This is a genomic window from Marinobacter halophilus (assembly GCF_003007685.1).
Classification (GTDB): Bacteria; Pseudomonadota; Gammaproteobacteria; order Pseudomonadales; family Oleiphilaceae; genus Marinobacter; species Marinobacter halophilus.
Genome location: NZ_PXNN01000011.1, coordinates 723,822 through 744,758 on the forward strand (window position 1 = coordinate 723,822; position 20,937 = coordinate 744,758).

At 58.9% G+C, this 20,937-nt stretch carries 17 protein-coding genes; 5 read left to right on the forward strand and 12 right to left on the reverse strand.

Annotation, left to right across the window (positions count from 1 at the left end; all coding sequences use genetic code 11):
- Positions 1–182: 182 nt before the first annotated feature.
- Positions 183–623, forward strand: coding sequence for an OmpA family protein (locus C7H08_RS09665; protein WP_106671503.1), 441 nt, complete (start codon positions 183–185; stop codon positions 621–623).
- 65 nt (positions 624–688) lie between these two features.
- Here the strand turns inward: C7H08_RS09665 and C7H08_RS09670 are convergent, their stop codons facing one another.
- From C7H08_RS09670 to C7H08_RS09690, 5 genes are all read right to left on the reverse strand, one after another.
- Positions 689–1,090 carry an MAPEG family protein gene (locus C7H08_RS09670; RefSeq protein ID WP_106671504.1) on the reverse strand — a complete coding sequence of 134 codons (402 nt, stop codon included), beginning with the start codon at positions 1,088–1,090 and terminating at the stop codon, positions 689–691.
- 1 nt (position 1,091) lies between these two features.
- Entirely contained in the window at positions 1,092–1,334 is a 243-nt protein-coding gene (locus tag C7H08_RS09675) for a GlsB/YeaQ/YmgE family stress response membrane protein (protein WP_106671505.1), read from the reverse strand.
- Positions 1,335–1,407: 73 nt separating this feature from the next.
- On the reverse strand, positions 1,408–2,127 hold the full coding sequence (locus tag C7H08_RS09680) for a lysophospholipid acyltransferase family protein (RefSeq protein WP_106671506.1): 720 nt from the start codon (positions 2,125–2,127) through the stop codon (positions 1,408–1,410).
- 48 nt (positions 2,128–2,175) lie between these two features.
- Positions 2,176–2,757: a class GN sortase gene (locus C7H08_RS09685; protein WP_106671507.1), complete on the reverse strand. Its 582-nt coding sequence runs from the start codon at positions 2,755–2,757 to the stop codon at positions 2,176–2,178.
- A complete protein-coding gene (locus C7H08_RS09690) occupies positions 2,754–4,889 on the reverse strand; it encodes a marine proteobacterial sortase target protein (protein ID WP_227663170.1) in 2,136 nt (711 codons plus the stop codon). Before C7H08_RS09690 ends, C7H08_RS09685 begins: the two co-directional genes overlap by 4 nt.
- 180 nt (positions 4,890–5,069) lie before the next feature.
- On the opposite strand from C7H08_RS09690, the gene pdsR reads away from it, so the two are divergent.
- The 4 genes from pdsR (at position 5,070) to C7H08_RS09710 (ending at position 12,147) form a co-directional block, all read left to right on the forward strand.
- A complete protein-coding gene (pdsR, locus tag C7H08_RS09695; RefSeq protein WP_106671509.1) occupies positions 5,070–5,771 on the forward strand; it encodes a proteobacterial dedicated sortase system response regulator in 702 nt (233 codons plus the stop codon).
- A gap of 2 nt (positions 5,772–5,773) precedes the next feature.
- Complete coding sequence (locus tag C7H08_RS09700; protein WP_106671510.1) at positions 5,774–7,825, forward strand: ATP-binding protein; 2,052 nt, start codon at positions 5,774–5,776, stop codon at positions 7,823–7,825.
- Positions 7,822–9,129, forward strand: a complete 1,308-nt coding sequence (locus C7H08_RS09705; protein WP_106671511.1) for a DUF3422 family protein — start codon at positions 7,822–7,824, stop codon at positions 9,127–9,129. The genes C7H08_RS09700 and C7H08_RS09705 overlap by 4 nt, the downstream gene beginning before the upstream one ends.
- Positions 9,130–9,201: 72 nt before the next feature.
- Entirely contained in the window at positions 9,202–12,147 is a 2,946-nt protein-coding gene (locus C7H08_RS09710) for a transporter substrate-binding domain-containing diguanylate cyclase (protein WP_227663171.1), read from the forward strand.
- Here C7H08_RS09710 and C7H08_RS09715 read toward each other — a convergent pair.
- The 7 genes from C7H08_RS09715 to C7H08_RS09745 form a co-directional block, all read right to left on the reverse strand.
- Positions 12,120–12,434: a hypothetical protein gene (locus C7H08_RS09715; protein ID WP_188445199.1), complete on the reverse strand. Its 315-nt coding sequence runs from the start codon at positions 12,432–12,434 to the stop codon at positions 12,120–12,122. The two genes, C7H08_RS09710 and C7H08_RS09715, sit on opposite strands and share 28 nt — an antisense overlap.
- Positions 12,431–13,342 (reverse strand): esterase/lipase family protein, encoded by a 912-nt coding sequence (locus tag C7H08_RS09720; protein WP_106671512.1) that lies wholly within the window; start codon positions 13,340–13,342, stop codon positions 12,431–12,433. The genes C7H08_RS09715 and C7H08_RS09720 overlap by 4 nt, the downstream gene beginning before the upstream one ends.
- A 66-nt stretch (positions 13,343–13,408) precedes the next feature.
- Positions 13,409–14,308, reverse strand: coding sequence for a DNA ligase (locus C7H08_RS09725; protein ID WP_106671513.1), 900 nt, complete (start codon positions 14,306–14,308; stop codon positions 13,409–13,411).
- A gap of 31 nt (positions 14,309–14,339) precedes the next feature.
- Positions 14,340–14,597, reverse strand: coding sequence for an HP1242/YdcH family protein (locus C7H08_RS09730; protein ID WP_106671514.1), 258 nt, complete (start codon positions 14,595–14,597; stop codon positions 14,340–14,342).
- A gap of 124 nt (positions 14,598–14,721) precedes the next feature.
- Positions 14,722–15,219 carry a hypothetical protein gene (locus tag C7H08_RS09735; RefSeq protein WP_106671515.1) on the reverse strand — a complete coding sequence of 166 codons (498 nt, stop codon included), beginning with the start codon at positions 15,217–15,219 and terminating at the stop codon, positions 14,722–14,724.
- A gap of 2 nt (positions 15,220–15,221) precedes the next feature.
- A complete protein-coding gene (locus C7H08_RS09740; protein WP_106671516.1) occupies positions 15,222–15,545 on the reverse strand; it encodes an ElaB/YgaM/YqjD family protein in 324 nt (107 codons plus the stop codon).
- Positions 15,546–15,696: 151 nt separating this feature from the next.
- Complete coding sequence (locus C7H08_RS09745; RefSeq protein WP_106671517.1) at positions 15,697–20,934, reverse strand: DNA repair ATPase; 5,238 nt, start codon at positions 20,932–20,934, stop codon at positions 15,697–15,699.
- Positions 20,935–20,937: the final 3 nt, after the last annotated feature.

Genomic DNA, 20,937 nt, shown 5'->3' on the forward strand with positions numbered 1-20,937 from the left:
GGGCAGCACACACCAATGGATGTCATCACACAGTCACACAAATGCCATTCAATCGGTAGCCAACAACTTCCGTCGGCCTATCGGCCTATCGACCTTTCGCCAATTGCCGTTATCGCTCCGAAAATCAATATTGAAGGTGCGATAACAATAAAAACCGGATTCTGGATTCGAGGATACTGCACATGACCGTACTTGTTTTGGACAACCCTGAATTGCTGGCCAAGGCGGCACTGGCATTCGGCGTTATGGCGGGCAGCCTGTCCTGCGACGAGGCCCGTCCTCACCGCACCCGTTTTCACTACGGTTTTAACAAGCACAACCTCGATGCCAGTGACATCGAAGTGCTCAAACAACACGCGGTTTATCTTAAAAACCATCCGGGTGTGCGGGTCCGGATTCACGGCCACGCCGACCAGTTCGGGGCGGCCGAATACAACCGGTTTCTGGCCCGGCAGCGAGCCAATGCCGTGGCCCGCTTGTTAATGCGTGAAGGAGTTCACCAGTCTGCCCTTGTGCTGGCCACCTGGGGTTCTGACCGGCCGCTGGCGCGACCGGAAGACCACGCCGCCAATCGTCGGGTAGAACTGGAGTACCTGACCCTGGATATCGCTCAGGCGCTTTAAAACGGTCACGCTGCAAACACAAACGGGGCCCTTCAGGCCCCGTTTGGTTGTTTCATCCAAGCTGCTCAGCCGTAGACCTGAAAAACGTTCCACAACAGCAGTACCGCCGCCACCAGAATCGACAGCCAGGTCAACAGGATGCCCACCATGCGCGCCTTGTGGGGGCCACCTTTGCCGTTGATCATACCCCAGGCGTGCAGAATGCGCCCCACCACCAGCGCCATTCCGGTCCAGTAGATCAGGCTTGAGGAAACTCCGTTCAGCTCGGCTATCGCCAACATGATCAGACCAACCGGCGCATACTCGATCAGATTGGCGTGGGCACGCACCGCTGCTTCAAATTCCGGGTCGTCATTGACGCCCAGGCCTTTGCGGTACTTCAGCCGGTACTTAACCACCTGACCAGACAACACCAACAACAACAGGCCAATGACGGCCGCAAACACAGCGGTTACGGGAACAATCATGTCAGCCCTGCTTGATCTTGTTAACAACCGCCAGCAAAAGTACAGCGCCGACGGTGGCTGTTACCAGCTCACCCACCACGCTTTTGACGGCCAGCCCCAGTACTCCGAAAAGCACACCACCAATCACCGAACCGACGATACCAATACCAATATTGGCAAGCACGCCGAAGCCCTTGCCCTTCATGATCAGCCCCGCCAGCCAACCAGCAATACCACCAATGATCAGAAACCAGATCAGGCTCATCTGTTCATACCTCCATGGTTACCCGTTCCGAGAGAAACTCTGATCCGAAGACTGCCCTGTTTTTGTCGGCCATTCAAGCAGTTCCGGACGCACTGGCGAGCCCCGCAATGGCCTCAGACATCTGCAGATGACAGCGGGCCATCAGTTCCGGGAGGTCATCACTGGTCAGGCCCCGGGTTTCGACGGGCGGCAGGATGCGCACGGGTACCGGCTCACGCCGGCCAAACAGGCCCCGGGTTTTACCGTGATATTCTGCTGCGCACACCATGGTAATCGGCGCACCTGCGGCAATCGCGGTGTGGAACGCACCCTTCTTGAATTTAGCCAGACCACGACCGCGGCTACGGGTGCCTTCCGGGAAGATCCAGATGCTTTTGCGCTGATTATTGATGGCGTCGCTGGTGGCCTGCATCACCGCGACCGCCTTTTGAGAGCGGCCCCGGTTCAGGATAATATTGCCTCCCAGCCAGAACACCTGGCCAAAGAACGGCGTCCAAACCAGAGCCGATTTACCGACGGTGACGGTACGGGGTGGCAGCAAATCGCCCACCACAAACAGGTCGTCGTTCTGCTGATGGTTGGCAATAACCACGGTCGGCCGGTCTTTCGGCATATTTTCGGCACCATAAAGCGGGCGTTTCATGCCCAGAAGATAACGCCCGACCCGCGCCAAAACCCAGCCCAACAACCGGTTGTTATCAGGATTAAAGGGCCGGGCCAGGTACCCCACAAGCGCCAGACAACTCAGCACTGCCACACTGATCCACGCCATTACTGCTCGTAACACTGCCATACTGCCTTTCCGATACTGAATAATTTAGCGTACAAGTGTACGCCAAAATCAAAGCGCAGCAACAGTATCCTTTTGTTCAAGTGCGTAAACGGGACTGGCCTGCACCACATACCGCAGCGGGCCTCTGGCATCCAGTGCGTCAAAGGGATAGCAGGTAACCAACAGCAAGGTATCGGCGCCCAGAGCGTGGGTGTCAATCCACTCTGACCGACTGTCCACCACCCGAATATCGGTAACCCGATAGCTCTGCCAATGCTGGTCCTTGCCCTGCAAACGTAACTCGCTGCCGGGCGTCAGATGTTGCAAATGACTGAAGTGGGTGTCGCGATGGCCGGCCAGGATCACTGGCCCGTGTGCGCCGGCCTGCACCCGGCCGGGCCCGAACGCCAGGCTTTCGCCATGCATGCCGTCGAGCACGATCATTGACACCCCCAGCTCCGGCATATCCAGCCGGGCCACCGGCCAGGTATCCGCCCAGGGCCAGGGCCTGGCTTCCACCTGTCGGGCCTGGCTTTCCGCCCAGGCCAATGCCAGCAGTTCCTGCGCGGCCAGCGCCTTTAATGGAATCCAGAGCCCGAACATGAGGGCGGTGGCCGAACATCCGATTAACATTAACAGCAGCCGGCTCATAGGAATTGCCTCCGGTTCAGCATCACAATGGCCAGGGAAAACATCAGCCCCACCAGCCCGAGCACGGCAAACAGAGGGCCAAAGGTAGCCGTTTGCGGGTAGCGGAGCATGCCTGGCTGACCGCCGGCGGGCAGCAACGTGGGCACGGCCTCACTCCCTGCGGTTTCTGTCTCTGGCCGGGCCCGGCTCGGTTCAACAGCCACAAAGCTGGTGAACGGTGATATCACGCTGTGGCGGGTGGATAAATCCACAATATTCGCCCGATCCGGACCAGCGCCCTGAAGCCGGGCGGCGTCGATCAGCTCATCAATCCGCCCCCGCGCCCACTGCCGATTCAAGCCGCTGGCAGGCGCGGCCCTGGCCAGATCTAGCCGGGTGTTCCAGCTTCGGCCACCAGGCAACTTGCCTGCTACCTCCAGTATTCCGCCAGCTGGCAAGCCCCGGACCACCTGCATAAACGGTGTACCACGGAACAGATCGCCCGGGCGTAACGGCACCGGTTCGACGGGCCGCCCCTGATCCGGCCAGCGGACATCCAGACTGGTCAGCACTGGGGCTTCCATCGCGGCAAACAGTCGGTTCAAGGCCTGGTCTATCTCGGCACTGGTGTGGATCGCGGTGAAATCCCCACGACCCCAGCGGGCCGCTTCCCGCAAAAAGTGCATATTGGGGGCGGAGCCAATGCCCACCGTAAAAAGCCGCCGGTTGTTCAGCCCGGAGCGGATCTGCTCGAACAGCGCCGCTTCATTGCCCACGGCGCCGTCAGTGATGAACACCATCTGCTGGACCTGCGCCTCAGGCGCGCCGCTGTCCATACTCATCGACAGGGACAGGGCGCCTGCCATTTCAGTCCCCCCATTGGCCTGCAGGCCCTGAACATAATGGCGGGCGCGGGCCAGGTAATGTCCCTGAGCCGGCACTGCCTGCGGAAACAGCGCGTGGGCCTGACTGTTGAACTGGATGACATTGAAATTGTCGCCGGGGCGCAGGGTGTTCAGCCCCCGGAGCAGGGCGGATCGGGCCTGGGCGATGGCATCGCCGGCCATCGAGCCGGAGGTGTCGATGACAAAAGTCAGCTCCCGGCTCAGCACCGGCCCCACCGCGTCAGGCGGCAGCACCATCGCCATCAGATAATCCTCACCCTGCCACTGCTGATGAAACACCGCCGCCGACGGCTCGCTGCCCGTCACAGGGCGCCATCTCACAATGACATCGCGGTCCATCAACACCTTGCCTTGCTCCGGCCGCACCCGGGCCCGGCTACCGTCTATTTCGACATGCAGGCGGTGGCTCGGGCTGGTGACGTCCGTCAGCACCAGGCCGCTGTCGATGTCCAGCTCGATGCCGGCCCGGTGGCTACCAGCATCAACATCGGTCGTGCGCACGGTAAACGGACTGATGTCACTGGCATCGGGAACCTGACTGGTCGGCACCGCCCAGCCTGCCTGCCACTGACGCTCCGGGTTGGTGATGGGCTCGCCGGGCATGTAGCGCGGCGTCAGGGTGGTGGGCAGGCGCAGCTCGAATTCGCCATGGCGATATGCCACGGCCTGCTGGTAATGGATCTCTACCCGCACGGTCTCGCCGGGCGGGATATTGGCCACCCGGCTGGTGAACAAATTTGGCCGTTGCTGCTCCAGTGTGGCGGCATGCTGACCGGCCGCCCTGGCGCGTTCATAGGTCTGGCGGGCGCTGGCCTTTGGTTCAATGCGCCCTACGATCTCGCGCTCAGCCACGGTCATGGTCAGCCCGTACACCGTGGCATTATCTGGCAGCGGAAACACAAAGATACCTTCCAGCCAGCGCTCGCTGGTATTGCGGAATGATCGGGTCAGCTTAGTCTGGGCCAGCATGCCCGACACCTGCACATTGAAATCACTGTCCAGAATCAGCGCCGGCTGTTGCCAGGCATTCTGGTCATCCATCAGGTAAAGTTGGCCGGGTTGCTCCATGTCCATCGGGCGCGCTTCCGCATACAGTGGATGCACGAACAACATCATCAGCACCGCCAGCCAGAGGCTGACACCTTCCGCCAGGCGAAGTAACCGGAGCCGGTTGGTGCCGGTATGGATGGTTTTCGGGCGACCTATCGAGATTCGGGCAACCGGATTAGCGAGCAGCGACAACAACATCACGACATCCTTTGTGTGGATTTGAGGATGCCATTGCACCAGTCGGGGCGGGCAAGGCGGTGGCAGAACGAGGCGGGCCGGCGATAAAAAATGATGAATTATGGCAATACCGTAACCCTGGCTTGTGTGCCGGCACGGGCATGGTTTAATGACAGCACATCCTGCTGAACTGAACGACCGATGAAAAAACACATTGTGCTGATAGAAGATGAAGCCGGCATCCGGGATAACTACCGGGCGGCGTTCGAGCGCCGGGGCTACCGGGTTTCCACCTACGGTGACCGACCCGCCGCCTGGCAGGTGCTGTGCCAGGCGCTGCCGGACCTGGCCATCATTGATGTCGGACTGGGGGATGAGCCCGAAGGCGGCTTTACTCTGTGTCAGGATTTGCGGGCGCAGTCGCCCACCTTGCCGATCATTTTCCTGACCGCCCGTGACGGCGACATTGACTCCGTCCACGGCCTGCGCCTGGGTGCAGACGATTACGTCACCAAGGACATGAGCCTGGACCACTTACTGGCGCGCATTACCGCCCTGCTGCGCCGGGCCGATGCCTGGGCAGAAGCACTGCAAAAGCCGGACGAACTGTTGCAACGGGGCCCGCTGACGGTCAATGTGGATCGAATGACAGTGGCCTGGAATGGCCAGCCGGTCGACCTCACGGTCACCGAATTCTGGATGCTGCATGCGCTGGTGCAACATCCCGGCCATGTCCGTAGCCGGGATCAATTGATGGAGGCCGCCAGTACCGTGCTGGATGACAATACGGTTACCTCCCACATCAAACGCATCCGGCGCAAGTTCGTTCAGCTGGACAGCGCCTTCGAGGGCATTCAGACCGCCTATGGCATGGGTTATCGGTGGAACGCCCGTGAGATTTGACCTTGAGCCTTAAACGCCAATTGTTCCTGGCCAGCCTGCTGATGCTACTGATCCCCTGGGCCGGACTGAAATTTGTGCTGGAACTGGACAGTGCGCTGCGCCAACAAGCCCTTCAGCAACTGCAGGAACGCGGCCAGCGAATGGCCGAGCTGGCCGGTGACCTGCTGCTGGGCCAACCGGTGATCAACACGCCAGACACCCTCTACGTGAGCCGGGCCGACAACCCGATCAACCCCGACGGTTATGCTGACGACTGGCCCGGATACGATGACGGCGACGATCAGCAAAACTGGCAGTCGGCCAACAAGCTGCCAGTGCCGGGTCTGGCGCAACTAAGATGGCAGGCCGCCACCGATGACCGGCACCTGTTCTTACTGGTGCAAATGCAGAATCAGGCCATGCAACTGTATCAGCAGAACCACCCTGACCAACCCTATGATCAGTTTGAGCTAGTGCTACGGCCACCGGTCACCGATGTCGGGCAACCAGTCGCAGCCCAGCGCTGGACCCTGCGCACTTCGGCGCCAGGTCAAGTGCATGCTACGCGGGAAGATCAACAACCAACCACCGACTTCCAGGTTCATGGCGCCTGGCGCGACCGGGCCTCCGGCTGGCAGTTGGAACTGCAGCTGCCGCTACCGCCCCGGGGCAGTTTCCTGGGTTTCCGGGTAACACAGGGTGACGATACCGCCTCAAACCCCGGAACCGGTATCTCGCCACCGCCGCCGTTGGTGCAGCGCGACCCCGCTCTGGAACGGGCGCTGGCCGGACAACTCAGTGATGGCCAGCAGGTGACGGTGACCGAGCCTGCTGGCTGGATCGTCGCCGACACCCGGTACCCTGATACCGAACCCGACGCCGACTTTGACGAATTATCGCCGTTTCAAGTGGTTGAACAGATCACCCTGAACGCCCTGCGCGCCCTGATCCGGCTGTATCAACCGGAACCCACGCCCCTGGCTGGCGTCCATCACAAGCTGATCACCGGCGGGCTGCCGGAGAATCACCTGGTGCAACACCGCGATGGCTCGACCTGGCTGGCCACCGAACATACTCTGTTTGGTGACCGATCACTGGTGCTGCAGCAATCACTCGATCAGCTACTCACCCTGTCCGGATCCACACTGGGCAGCGTGCTGGCCCGCAGCCTGCTGATCATTCTGGCGTTAACCCTGGTGTTGCTCGGTTACGCCAGCTGGCTGTCCTGGCGCATTGCCCGACTGCAGCGACTGGTCAGTGCCAGCGTGGATGAAGATGGCCGTATTCTGAGCCAGATTCCCCCCGCCCGCAGCCACGATGAGCTGGGGCAACTGCAACAGCACTTTGGCCAGATGGTCGAACGCCTGCAGAGTTATAACCGCTATCTGGAAAGCTTCTCCCGTCGGCTGTCCCATGAGCTGAAAACCCCGGTCGCGGTGGTGCGATCATCCCTTGAGAACCTGGCTCACACGGACTCGGAACAGGAGCGGCAGCAATACCTGGAGCGGGCCTCCGGCGCCACCGAACGTTTGCGGCGGATTCTGAACAGTATGAGCGAGGCGGCGCGCCTGGAGCAGAGTTTTGATCAAGCCGACAAGGAAGTATTTGATCTGGCGGGCGTGGCCGCAGAAGCCACCGCCGCCTATCAACAGCTCGATTCTGATCACCGGATTCATTACCAGGGTCCGGTCGCCGACTGCCCGGTTCTGGGCTCGCCCGAGATGCTGGTGCAGATGCTCGACAAACTGGTGGATAACGCCCGCGATTTCACCCCCGACGGTGGCACCATTGAGGTAGAGTTGCAGGCACAGAGTGACCACTATCAGTTGACGGTGTTCAATGAGGGGTCGAGACTACCGGGCAACAGCGGACTGGATATTTTTGGCGCCTTCGTGTCCCAACGCGAAGGCCAGAGCGACGGCCACCTGGGCCAGGGGCTTTTGATCGTCCGACTGATTGCAGACTACCATGGCGGCCATGTGGATGCGTGCAACAGGCGCCAAGGTAGCATTGACGGCGTCTGCTTCAGGGTTATTATCCCGACAACCAGCGTTGAATCAAGGACCCTATCGTGAGTGCCAAACTGTCTTCCATGGACTTTCATCCGTTACGAGCAGACCTTTACCTTGAGCTGCACTCACGCCCGTTCCAGGTGATTCCGTGCCATGCCCGGATCACTCACATTGCGGTAATGATTACCCCAGAGCAGCGCCAGCAGCAGTTCGAACATCTGCAGAAACTGCACCGGATGCTCGGCGAACCCTGGCCAGAACAGGAAGTCAGCTGCTATGAACACACCATCGGGCCGTTAAGAATCCGGCGCGAAGTTCACATGGAATTCGCCTCATACACCTTTACCAATCTTGAAACCTCGGAGGCAGACCCGTTTACCGAAACCGGCATCAGCCCGTTACCGGATGGCTGGCTGGATCAACTGGCGGGTACGGTCGTCGGTGCCTTTCACATTGAAGTCCGACCATCGACCCAGGATGCCCTCAGTGAGCTGGCGTTCATGCGCAAGTATTTTGAAGGCATGCGCCTGATCGGCAGCAGCCCTCAGAACGGCGCGGCGCGAGTGCTGGGGTCGTTTCAACTCCACAGTGATCAGTTCGGCCGGTTCATGGTGCTTAACCATGAAATGTCCGACAGTCAGCTGGGCCGGCTTGTTCAGCGCCTGATGGAAATCGAAACCTATCGGCTGATGTCATTGTTAGCCTTGCCGCTGGCCAGAGACATCACGCCGCGCCTGAACGACATGGACCAGAAACTGGCCACCATTACCCAGTCTCTGGCTGACAACGAATCGCTCGATGAACAGGCGCTGCTGGCCGAGCTAACCCACATTGCGGCCAGAATCGAGGCTTACCGGGCCCACTCCACTTTCCGTTTCTCCGCTACCCGGGCCTACCATCAGCTGGTGCTGACCCGGCTGGAAGAACTCCGGGAAGATGAAGTGTCCGGGCACCTGACTATCAGCGAGTTCATGACACGCCGGCTCACACCCGCGGTAAAAACCTGCGAAGCCGTAGGTGAGCGGCTTGAAGATCTGTCCCGCCGGGTGGACCGGGCCTCGGATATGATGCGCACCCGGGTCGAACTGGCGATCCAGAGCCAGAACCAGCAACTGCTCAGCTCCATGGATCGGCGCTCGCGCATTCAACTGATGATGCAGCATACCGTAGAAGGCTTCTCGGTCGTCGCCATCTCCTATTACCTGATCGGCTTGTTAAAGCTTGTTCTGGACGGGCTGCAGGACACCGGCGTCATCTTCAACAAATCCCTGATACTGGGCGTAGCCATTCCCGTGGTCATGGTGCTGGTGTTTCTGGGCATCCGGACGATTCATCACCGGTTTATCCGCATGGCAAGGCGACAGTAATGGCCATATATCATTGTCGAAGGTTGCGATCTGCAACTACAATGATTCGGAACTCAACACGGAAGGTGTACCTTGCAGCCCCTCCTGCCATTACCGAGTCAGAAAAGTGCCAATGCTGCCTGGTTTATCGGACTTGCCATCATTGTTTTGGCGCTTCTGATGACCACACTGACCGCTCAGGCGACTGAACCGGATAATGGCAACCGGGTCGTGACCATTGGCGTGGTTGCCGATAACGAACCCTACACCTTCTTTGAAGGCCGCAATCCGGCCGGATTCTCGATTGATGTCTTGCGGGAAGTGGCCCGTAACAGCAACCTCACCTTCGATTTTCGCGCCGGCAGCTGGCCAGACATCTATGCCGCCTTCCTTCGGGGTGATCTGGACACCATCGACGGCATTTCCTGGCGGCCAGACCGGGCAGAGAACATCCTTTTTACCGAGCCTTATCATTTCCGCGAAATCTACCTGATGCACGACAGCGCCAGGGCCTTACCCGTCATTCGGGAACTGAACGACCTGGCCAGCCTGAGGGTCGGTGTGGTCGAGGACATTTTCTATAACAGTGTGTTTCAGGACGCTGGCATCCCGCTCACTACCTACGACTCACTGCCAAGCCTGGTCAGAGCTCTGGCCTTTGGCTGGGTTGACGTTGCCGTTGGCCCCCGCCTCACACTGGAATACCTGGCCAATCAGGCCGGTTTTCGATTTTTGAAAGTGCTGGGCCCGGCACCTCTTGACCCGTTCTCTGGAGAAGACTTTCGCATTGGCGTTCGCAAAGACAATCTGCAGCTGTTCCAACAGCTGCAGTCCGGGCTGAATGCCGTGCCGTCAGACCTACGGCAAAACCTTTTACAGCGCTGGCAGGAATTTGGCGGGGAAACCGCCAGTGCGCCAACTGAATTGCCATTGAGCGCTCAGCAAAAACAATATCTGGCCAGTCTGGGGCCCATCCGGGTCGGGTTCATGAACGACTACGCGCCCTTCAGCTTCACCGACGGAGGCCGCGCACTGGGTCTGAGCGTGGATATCATGAACCGACTGGTGGACATTACCGGCCTGCAGGTGATTCCGGTCCGTGGCCAGTGGGACGAACTGATCCCGATGCTGAAGAACGGCGACATCGATGTTATGGCCAATATGTCGTTCCGGCCGGATCGAGAATCCTATGCCCGGTTCACCGATCCCTACCATAGGATCCCCAACGTTATTTTTACCCGTGATGACTCACTGGATTACCAAAGCCTGGAAGACCTCAGTAATTATCGGGTCGCTCTGGGGGCGGGCATCTACTACGAAGACGCCGTGCGGCAGGTTCTCGATAACGGATCACTGCTCAGTTTCGGCATACAACAGCCGATGTTCCAGGCGCTGGCCCAGGGTGATGTTGATGTGGTGATCGGGGCTCTGCACTCTGGTAACTACTGGATTCGACAACTGGGCATCAGCGGCACCCGGATCGCGGGTGAATTCGAGCTGGAGGGTTTCACCGGTGAAGATCTGCGATTCGGCGTTCGACCGTCATTATCGCCGTTAACCGACATTTTGAATCAGGCCCTGGAGAGCATCACGCCAACCGAACATCGGGTCATCGAAACTCGTTGGCTGGGTGCCACGGACCATCGGGCAATCATCCAGGGCGAGCAGGTTCGCTGGAATGAAACCGAATCACTCTGGCTGGACCAACGCAACCGGGAGATCCGCATGTGTGTGGATCCGGACTGGATGCCACTGGAAGGCGTACGTGACGGCAAACATACAGGGCTCGCGGCGGATCTGTTGAATCTGTTCAGCCAACGCGGCGATCTGAATTTCCGGCTGGTACCAACGGACGATTGGCCGCAGACCCTGGTGGCTGCCCGTGAGCGCCGATGCGATATCTTTCCGATGGCGATGCAAACACCGGAACGCCGAACCTATATGGATTTTACCTCCCCCTACCTGGAAGTGCCGAATGTGGTGATCGGGCGTATTGAGGCACCCTTTATCCAGCGCCTGACTGAACTCGGTGACCAGCCGGTAGGCATTGTGGAGGGCTATGCTTTCGCGGAGCTGCTACTCAAACGTAATCCGTCTTTGCAGCTGGTCACTGTCGAGTCGGAGGAGGATGGCCTGAGGCTACTGCAGAACGGTTCTCTGGCCGGATACATCACCACCCTGGCCACCGCCAGCTACTACATGCAGTCCCTGGGACTTGCAGACCTCAAGGTCATCGGCCGGGTGCCCGCCGACTGGTCGCTGGCCATCGCCACCCGCAATGACGAGCCAACCTTGCACAGCATCATGCAGAAGCTCGTTTCCAGTCTGTCCGCCGAGGAGCATGCCGAGCTGGAAAGCACCTGGCGCAATCTGCGGATTGAGGAGCGGGTGGACTATACCCGGTTCTGGCAAATACTGGCCCTGGGGCTTGTGGTCACCGCATTGCTGGTGTACTGGAACCGGAAACTCGGACGGCTGAATCGAGAGCTGGCCGAGGCCAACAAGGCGCTGTCGCGGCTCAGCATCACCGACAGCCTGACCGGTCTCGGCAACCGCACCTACTTTGACCGGGAATTTCCGAGCAGTTTTCAGTGGTGCCTGCGCCACAAAACCGGCTTTGCGGTGGCCATGGTGGACGCGGATCATTTCAAGAAGATCAATGATAACTGGGGTCACGAAGCCGGTGACCGTTGCCTGGAGGCACTGGCAGACACTATGCGCGAGCACTTTCGGCGCGATACCGACCGGCTGGTAAGGTTCGGCGGTGAAGAGTTCGTGATTTTTACCAGCTATGAGGACGCTGCCGACATTCAGGACCGACTCACCCATTTCCGCGAAGCCGTTGCCACCGGCCAGAAGCGGGACATCGAGCTGACGGTCAGCATTGGCCTGGCGCTGGGCGTGCCCTCACCAGACCACACCGCAGGCGAGTATCTCCGGCTTGCGGATCAGGCTCTTTATGAGGCGAAACGTAAAGGTCGAAACCGATTGGAGGTATCTTCTGCTATACCTCAGGCCGAAGCGGGCGGCTCTGACTGACGTTCAGACTTACCGCTGCTGCGGTAACTGGCCCGGCCCGCGACCTCAGCAACAGCACGGCCAGCAAACTCAACACTCGCGTAGGTAACGTGCGAGACGCTATGGTGGCAGGTTCGAACCATCCGGCTGCCTTGACGGGTTACCGGTATGGTCTCAAGCACCCGAAAGCTTTCATCGGCAATCGCCAGGTGCACTCGTTTCAGCTTGACTGCACCGTGCTGCATGCCATGGGCCAGAAGTTCGGCCACGCCCAGCCACCAATGCACATTGTTATCCGGTCCATTCATACCAGCCACTCCTGCAATTGCCCGCCCACCAAGGGATGGTGTGCCAGGCGAATATGATCCACGCCCGGGAAACTGGCCGTGCCATTCAGTACCCAACCCTCCCGGCGTGCGCCTCGGGCACTGGGTTGTTGCACCAACGCATCTCCGAACCAAATATTCACGGGGTGTTTCTCACCCTTAACGATCAGGCCACTGATGATGTAATGCCGAGCGTGCGCAATCAAAGGTTGCTCTTCCATATCAGGTTCAAACACCTCGCCCCGGGACAGATTGCGAATGCCTTCACTGCGCAGATCAATTACTTCGCCCACCACTTTCAGATAATCCCTCGGCACCCGGTTCAGCGTCTCAGCTGCCTTATGGGCACCAATGGCCAACCAGGAGCCATCGTGGGGCGAGCCGATGTACACGCAGTCCAGCTGCTTGCCGACCCAGTCGTGCCCCTTCGCCGAACCGTAATAACAGGCGCTGCGAATCATCAGTCCGCCCATGCTGTGGCCCAGCAAGATGATGCGCTGCACCGGCACTGGCCAGTTCGCCACCATTTGCTCCAGAAGCTCCGCCAGCTCCTGGCCATTGCGGTAAATCGGCCGCCCGGAGTTGAAGCGCAGCTTCAGATCAGTGGTGTCGCCCAATGCCTCCGCAAGCTGGCTGCCGTAATGTTCGCCTGCGGTACCCGGCAGATCCCACACCGATTCCAGCTCCATCAGCCCGTGGATCGACAGACACAGGGTTGCGCCCGGGGCTTCCGGTTGTGGATTCAGTACCTCCAGCGCCATGCCGTTAGCAAGCACAGTCATAGATATCGCCAGGCCATTGCCCCGCGCTTCCAGCCAATCGCCAAAAAAACCACTGGCGATGGCAGAGATGTGGTGCTGGATTTTTCCAGCTGAAGGAACAGACACCATGGAAACCCTCCCGGTTATTCTTTCAGTGTACGCCTTTCCAGGTGCAGGAGAATGGCCAATTTTTAGTCAATGGAAGGGCGCCGGGGCGAACTCGGGATCGTCATTCCGAACCCGAAGGAAACGGGCGAAGCGAGGCAGGCCGGTTGCTGTAAGGCCGCGATAGCGAAAGGTGACGGTTGCGCCAACCGGCGGTGGCTGTCTTCTTTGTGTGTCACTGAAACCGGTACCGATGCGAAACTGGCGACCATCAGCCAGCTTCACCTCCAGCGCACCCATCATCCCCTCGAGCCGGCCCTTGCCCGGAAGGTGCCTGACCACCACCGCCTCGGCATCGTCATGAGTGGTCACTTTCAGTAGATCATCGGATCGGCCAGCCTGGTACAGACCGGCCTTGCGCTTGAGCATCAAGCCTTCACCGCCGGCCGCCACCATCGCGTGCAGCTGCTCCAGAAGCGCGTCGTGACTGGCCACCGGGCTTTGACTGACAAGAGCCAGATAGGGAGACCCCGCCGCCTGTACCAGAGCCGTCAGGCGTTGATAGCGAAGCTCAAACGCCGCGCTTTGCATTGGCAGATCAAACACCTGAAAGCGCACCTGCTGCCATTCGGCATCGACCGGCTGGTGCTTACGCACCACCCCGGACAGCTCTGCAAAGCGACCACGGCCACTCCAGAGCTCTCCGTCCAGAGGCTGCTTCGGAAAGTGTTTGGTAAACCAGACGGGGGCTGCATAGACGTGGCCACCCCGGGACCAGAGCTGCTCGCCATCCCAATAGGCCCTAACTCCGTCCAGCTTTTCGCTGACCCAGTAGTCCTTCAAGTTGACGCCCGGATGATAGACGTTGGCCAGAGGAATGGCCGGTGGCTGGGCCCAGGCTGATGGTGGATAAACCAAGGAACCAAATAGAAAAAAAAGACTGACTGCCAAGACCGAAGCCCTGGCAAACCGGATAAAGAAAAGTGGCATGATCCGTTGCCTCGTTAACGCCCTGTCCCTGTCAGCCCGCGAGGGATGCCTCGTGCTCACGAATCATCGTGTAAAGCTGATCTTTCAGATTCAGGCGCGTTTTTTTCTGATCTTCCAGATACTCATCCGAGGTGGTTTCGACACCGGTTTCAATACGGTGAACTGCATGATCGAGTTCGTGATATTCATCGAACAGCTTGGCAAAGTGATTGTTGCTGGTCTTCAGGTGGTGAATCGCCTCTTTGGACTCGGGCAGCTCGTGTAACAGATCGTGTTTTTCGATCGACATTATTGACATTCTCCTTGGGTTTTATGGACTACCTAGGGTTACTGTATGCCTTCAGAGCAGAAGAAACTTGATCAACGTCAAGCCTTCGGACGGCAAGATAGCAAGATTATCAATGGCCGGAAGTTTATCCCGGTGGGCCTGTGCCGCCCTGACCTGACACCTCATCGGTGCCGCCTCCATCTGGCTGTTCGGCGTCCGTGCGCTTCATCAAAATCATGCCGCCTTCCATGAGCAGGGATTTAAGCCGGGGATCTCCCTGTTCCGCGATGCCCACCGCAAAAGCCAGCGCAGCCGCCTCAAGTGGGTTTTCCCGGATCAGGTTACGAAGCACATCAATGCCTGAACCCGACTTGCCGTCTGCCGAGTCTGGGGATTTGGTCGAAGACTTCGGGCGGCTTAATCGGTACAAAAAAAACGCCAATAAAAGAACACAGACAAATCCGGCCAACCCCATGGCGCCGGCTTCGCCAAGCCAGGGCGACAGCGCCAGGACAGCGGCCTGAACCAAAAGATAAAACCCGGTAAGTAGCAGGGCGGTGAGCAAGACCATCGCTAATACCATGCCAATGATGGCGGCGGCGGCCTTACGCAACGCACCCTGTACCTGCGCAGAATCAAGCATGATCAGCGATCAAGCAGTTTGCCCACGAGGATACCGGCCAGAAACATAATGAGAATGCTGAGAAACGGTCGTTCCTCAATCTTGTGCTCAACCTCATGCACGGCTTTGTCTCCGGCATCCTTGGCGCGATGCAGTGCTTGATCACCCTTTTGCTTGACCTGATCATAAGCCTCTTGGCTCTCGCGGCGGATTTCATCCCGAAGACTGCTGATGTTGCTTTTCTGGCTTTCGGAAACCGATCGGGTCAGCTTGGACAGATCCTCTCGGAGTTCTTGAAGATCCTGCTTTACCTTGTTGTAGTCGTCTTGGGTAGATTTTGCTTCCATTTTCTGCCTCCTTACACAATAGATTTACTGCTAATTTGGCGTATTCGATAAATATAGCCAACGCTTCACCAAACACTGGATCCGACAACGGAGTGGCGAGGACACCATAATCCTAGCACAGATATTCAAGCTCACATTTCTGCGTCTGGCTTCACCCCGCCAACAACCGCTCCTGCAACTCCCGAATCACCTTCAGCACCCGGCTCATTTCACTCTGGGTTTTCAGATCCAGATCCAGCTTGCCATCCATGGTTTTCACCAGCGGCACAATGGATTCCTCAAAGATACGGGCAAACGCCATCAGGGCATCGCCCACCTGGGGCGGGCTGTCCAGGTTGACGGTGACCGCCGGGTTGAGCTGCACCGATTGCAGGCCTTCGGTGAGGCCGGTTTCGAGGGAGCGGGACAGCTGGCTCAGGGCCTTGTCGAGATCCGGCTCCGCATCTCTGCGGCTGTCCAGCCCGGCCACCAGCTGCTGCATGTGCTCGGAAATAAGCCCAAGCTGGCGCACCACTTTCACCCCGGTTTCTTCATCTCCACCGGCCTGTTGGCGACGGCGGTATTCTTCGCAGATGCTCTGCCAGCGAGCCGCTTCTGCATCGCTCAGGGTGCCCCGCATCTGTTTGAGTTTGAGCAGGTTTTCTTCCGCGCCCTGGGTCAGCAGTTGGGATTCGCCCTGATAATGGTCATCAATCAGGGCTTCCAGTTCCCGGTCACTCATTACCGGCGACAGCTTCTCCGCCAGTTTGTTCATGTTCCGGTAGCTGCCTTGCAACTTGAAGGTCGGCTCGGTGCGGTAGGCTTCGGCCTGGGCGCTGGAGGCGATGTAGGCCTGATTGACCCGCAACACGGTTTCCCGCACCCGAATCATTTTCTTCAGGAGGGAAACGATTTCATCACGCTCGGCGGCGCTGTAGTCGTGTTCGAAGTCCGAATCCGCCACGGTTTTGCCTTCGGCCAGATCGGCAAAGCGATAGAAATCCGCCATGCCTCGGGTGGCCAGTGGTGCCAATACCGGATTTGAGCTCAGGCTGTTCTCGACGTAAGACAGCGCAAAGGCGTGTTCCATGCCGGAGAGTACATCCCCCAGGTTGTAGATATCGGCCCGGTTGGCGAGCATGTCCGGCACTTTGAACACTTCACCACTTTCGGTATAGGGGTTACCGGCCATGACCACGCAGAAGCGTTTGCCGCGCATGTCGTAGGTGCGGGTGCGGCCGCGCCAGACACCTTCGATCCGCCGGGTACCGTCACACAGGGAAATGAACTTCTGCAGGAACTCCGGATGGGTATGCTGGATATCGTCCAGATACAGCATCACGTTGTTGCCCATTTCCAGCGCCAGGTTGAGCTTGATCAGTTCCGCCTCGGCAGTGGAATGCGGCGCTTTCTCCGGGTCCAGCGAGGTGACGTCGTGGCCCAGACTCGGGCAGTTGATCTTCATAAAGATCAGGCCCAGGCGGTGCGCCACGTATTCCATCAGGGTGGTTTTACCGTAGCCGGGTGGCGAGATCATCATCAACAAGCCGGACTGGTCTGTGCGTCGGTCTTCACCGGCGGTGCCCATCTGCTTGGCGAGGTTGTCGCCGATGATCGGCAGGTAGCTCTCGCTGATCAGTTTGTTACGGACAAACGATGACAATGGCCGGGGCCGAAACTCTTGCAAACGCAGCTGATCACGCCAGCGCTCCAACACCTGGTGGCGGACTTCCTGCAGCTGTCGCCAGCCGGGAATGATTTCCTGCTGGTGATGGCGCAAACGCTCCTCAAATTCATCCAGTTGCAAGCTCAGTGTGCGCTCATCAATGCAGGCGTGCTGGCCCAGCAAGCCTTCCACATGAAACGCCAACTCGACACTGCGCACGGTGGTTTTGACCGCATCGCCAGCATTAAGCACCGCTACCACTTCTGGCAGATAATGTTGCAGGTGTTGCTGATCGGCCTTGCCCATCCAGGCTTTCAGCCAATGGCTGGTAATGCTCCAGCGCGCCTTTGGCTGACCGGCCACCACATTCAGCGCGTTCTGATATTGCGCCAACTGATTGTCGCGCTTCAGGGCTTCTGTGAACCCTTCGGCCAGTTCACCGGCGTAGCGGGTTATCTCGAACGCATCAGACTCTTCCGCCAGCTGACGCACCAGGTACTCGGCAGCAGAGGTCACCAGCGACCGCTCTGCACTGCCTTTGTCTGTCAGCGCAAGCCCATGAGTCTCGATAAATTCAGACAACCGAGGGCCGAGTTCCTGTTCAAGCGAGCCCAGCAGTTCATTCGATTGCATCATCCGGCTGAGAATACCGGCAGACAGGCATCGCGACCGCAACTGCTGCGCGGGAGCCTGTTGCTGGCTCAGTTCCGCCCAGAACAGCATCGCCAACGCCCGGGCCCGGGGGCTGAAGCGCAGCAGCCCGGCGCTCTGGGTTGCTGGCCAGAGTGTACTGACAATCAGCGCGGCGTCATGATCGTGAATGCCTTTTTCATAGCCTTCCCGGTAACGGGGTGAGGCGAACTTACGAACGTAGTCGGTCAGTTCATCCAGATCGGCAACATTGACCGGTAAATCCGGCAACGCCCGGAACTCGTCAATCACCAGCGCCGCCAGGTATTCGGCACGGTACACCCGGTCTGACTCAGACGGCTGGCTCATGTTCCAGTAACCCCGCAGCCGATCCAGCTCCGGCTCGTCCAGCCGTTCGTAATACTGGGTGCCGGTCAGGTGCAGCAATACATGGTCGTCTCGCGGAATCAGGGTCAGGTCCAGCTCCTGCTGGTTGACGCTGAACCGATGCTTGCCGAGGCGGATGACCGCGCCGCCGTCTTCAAAAATATCGGCTTTGTCGCGAACACTTCGAAGCGCATTGTCCTGGGCCGCTTTCAGCTGCCCGAGACAATCGTCTGCTTCCATGGCAGCGCCCAATTCCCGCAGTTCTTTGGCCATGCTGCGCAGGCGGGCGACCATGGCATCGGAGGCAAAGAATGCGTGCAATTCTTCCGGGCTGGCGAAGCGCTCGGTCCGCCGGGTAACGTTCTTGAGGATGCGCTCGGCGGCATCGGTCAATGTCGTTACTCGTCGTTGCTGCTGATCCTGAAGTTGCTGGCGCCGGGCCTCAATGCTTTCGTGGGCGTTCTCACGCTGCTCCAGAACCGCCGCCAGGAACTCATCAAACTCACCAAACTGGCTTTCCAGTTCCTGCAGCTGATCCAGCATGCGCGTCATCAGGCCATCGCATTCCCGCACGTCGGTCAGCGCACTCACACCATTGGCCAGGCTCTGCTCAAACAGCCGCAGCCGGGCGGCAAACTGGGCCCGAGCCTCGGCACTGCCCTGCTCTTTCAGGCGCAGCTCCGCTTCCGAGCGCTGCTGGTTAATGGTGGCGTAGATGCCAGAGATGTTGTCGGTGATGGCGGTTTCCAGGGCCGCGTCGTCACCGGCCATGGAGGCCAGCATGCCCTGGATCATATCCAGTCCGGAGGTCAGTTCCCGGTATCGTTCAACGATCTTTCTGAGCGCGTCGCGGGTATCGGCGTCCACCAGATCGGTCTGCAATTCAGTCAACGTCTTCCGATAACCATCCAGAGCCTCTGGCGATGCCAGAAAACGGAAGGTGCGGTCGGTCAGGCGCTCTTCCGCCTCAGCCAGATCGCTTTCCAGAGCCTCAACCCTGGCCTTGTCCACATAACGGCGATCGTTCAGGGTACGCACCCGGCCCCGGTGTTCCCGCAGGCGGGCCAGGTAGCCGACGAACTGGTCCGGGGCCTTCCAGCTGTCTGGTTTCAGATCCCGCATCAATTCGCCTTGGGCATCCGCCACTTCGGCGATGGCGGTTTCCGTCTGAGCCCGGATGCTCTGGACCTTCTCGTATTCATCCAACACCAGTTCGGCGGTTCCGCGTATGGTGCTCAGCTGTTGATGAAGACCGGCAAACAGTGCTTCATCCTGCCGGGCGGTCAACCAGAAGAACTGATCAAGAACACGGTCGACAGTACGAATCAGTGCGGTAAAGTGGCGTTCGCTGGCACCCGCAGCTTCCATCAGGGTCGCCACGGTATTCAGCTCGGCGATGCCGCGCACCAGTTCCGGATTACCAATGCGGGCCAGCTCCGAATCGTTCGAAACACTGGCCTGGGCATGAAAGGTTTCAGATGTGAACGGGGTTTCCCACACCTGCAACGGATGCACCAGAGTGGGCTCGTTGTCGGCGTTGAAAATCACCAGATGACCATTTTCGAACAGGGCAAAGCCATGGCCAATCAACGGCACATCGGCCTGTTTGCGAATCAGGTTGTAGCGGAACAGAATCACCTGTCCGGTGAGCTGCTCGTAGAACACATACAGCACGTCCTCGCCATTGGGCGAGCGCAGGGTACGTTTAAGACGAAAATCCCCATCCGGAATCTGGAAGGTTTTCAGTTCACCGGTCGTCAGGTAATAGCCCGAGGGAAAAATCAGGCCGTGATTGTCCGGCAGCGATGCCACCGAGCCGGCCATGGTATCAACCCGCTCCACCTTGCGCTCGGTGCGATTGAACAGGTAGTAGCGCCACTGTTTTTCATTGAAGGGCAGAATCCGCACCAGCAGAATCTCACCCAGATCTGCGTAGTCGAAGGTCGCATCATCCAGCGACTGGGAATCAGACTCTACCGCATCCTGATAGATGCCTTCGCCGGTGGCGGTGTTGTTCTCCACCTTGAAGGTGATGTTGCCCCGCAGGTTGTCGACAAACAGGGTGTCGGCAATGTTCAGGTGCGGTGAACGCCCCTGAACCTGACTGTCTCGGCCCACGGATTTCCACGCAAAGCTGAAACGATCCGGAAACGTCAGGTCCCGTTCACCCCGGTTATCCACATAGCGACCAACCTCACCGTCCGGCTTTAACTCCCAGCGGAACACCCTCAGGTCATCAAGCTTGTCGCCAATCCGGAATGCCATCAGCAGCATGCCCTTCAGGATGACCAGCTGCGATAGCGTGGCGGTGTTGTAGTACTGCTGCAATTCCCTGAAATCAGTTACAAAACGGGCATCGGTCAGGAACGAGCCTTCAATGGCGGCTTCGGTCATCTCGAAGCCACTGTCACCGTCGTTCAGGTGGTACAGCCGGAACACGTCCTCGATTGCGAGGGTCTTACGCAGCCCCAGCCGCAGGTTGAATCCAAACAGCAGGCTATCACCCAGACGGACCACATCCCGTGCAACCGCGTTATTTTCGGTCCGGACCCGAGCCCGGCCGAGCACGTTCATGCCGGCACTGCCAAAGATGTCCTCGCGGGCCTGGTTGAGCCCGGAAACCTGTTGGCGCAGCTGGGCACCCTGCTCCTTTAACCGTCGCTGAATGGTTTCGAAGGCAGAGCCTTCCTGAACAATGCTCTCAAGGCCGGTGCGATCCGTCGACATACC

Bases quoted from the DNA above. Each gene is read 5' to 3' on its own strand.
- C7H08_RS09730 (WP_106671514.1), bottom strand. From the start codon at position 14,597: ATGTCGATCGAAAAACACGATCTGTTACACGAGCTGCCCGAGTCCAAA.
- C7H08_RS09740 (WP_106671516.1), bottom strand. From the start codon at position 15,545: ATGGAAGCAAAATCTACCCAAGACGACTACAACAAGGTAAAGCAGGAT.
- C7H08_RS09720 (WP_106671512.1), bottom strand. From the start codon at position 13,342: ATGGTGTCTGTTCCTTCAGCTGGAAAAATCCAGCACCACATCTCTGCC.
- C7H08_RS09665 (WP_106671503.1), top strand. From the start codon at position 183: ATGACCGTACTTGTTTTGGACAACCCTGAATTGCTGGCCAAGGCGGCA.
- C7H08_RS09690 (WP_227663170.1), bottom strand. From the start codon at position 4,889: ATGTTGTTGTCGCTGCTCGCTAATCCGGTTGCCCGAATCTCGATAGGT.
- C7H08_RS09725 (WP_106671513.1), bottom strand. From the start codon at position 14,308: ATGCCACTTTTCTTTATCCGGTTTGCCAGGGCTTCGGTCTTGGCAGTC.
- C7H08_RS09735 (WP_106671515.1), bottom strand. From the start codon at position 15,219: ATGCTTGATTCTGCGCAGGTACAGGGTGCGTTGCGTAAGGCCGCCGCC.
- C7H08_RS09715 (WP_188445199.1), bottom strand. From the start codon at position 12,434: ATGAATGGACCGGATAACAATGTGCATTGGTGGCTGGGCGTGGCCGAA.
- C7H08_RS09670 (WP_106671504.1), bottom strand. From the start codon at position 1,090: ATGATTGTTCCCGTAACCGCTGTGTTTGCGGCCGTCATTGGCCTGTTG.
- C7H08_RS09675 (WP_106671505.1), bottom strand. From the start codon at position 1,334: ATGAGCCTGATCTGGTTTCTGATCATTGGTGGTATTGCTGGTTGGCTG.
- C7H08_RS09745 (WP_106671517.1), bottom strand. From the start codon at position 20,934: ATGTCGACGGATCGCACCGGCCTTGAGAGCATTGTTCAGGAAGGCTCT.
- C7H08_RS09680 (WP_106671506.1), bottom strand. From the start codon at position 2,127: ATGGCAGTGTTACGAGCAGTAATGGCGTGGATCAGTGTGGCAGTGCTG.
- pdsR (WP_106671509.1), top strand. From the start codon at position 5,070: ATGAAAAAACACATTGTGCTGATAGAAGATGAAGCCGGCATCCGGGAT.
- C7H08_RS09685 (WP_106671507.1), bottom strand. From the start codon at position 2,757: ATGAGCCGGCTGCTGTTAATGTTAATCGGATGTTCGGCCACCGCCCTC.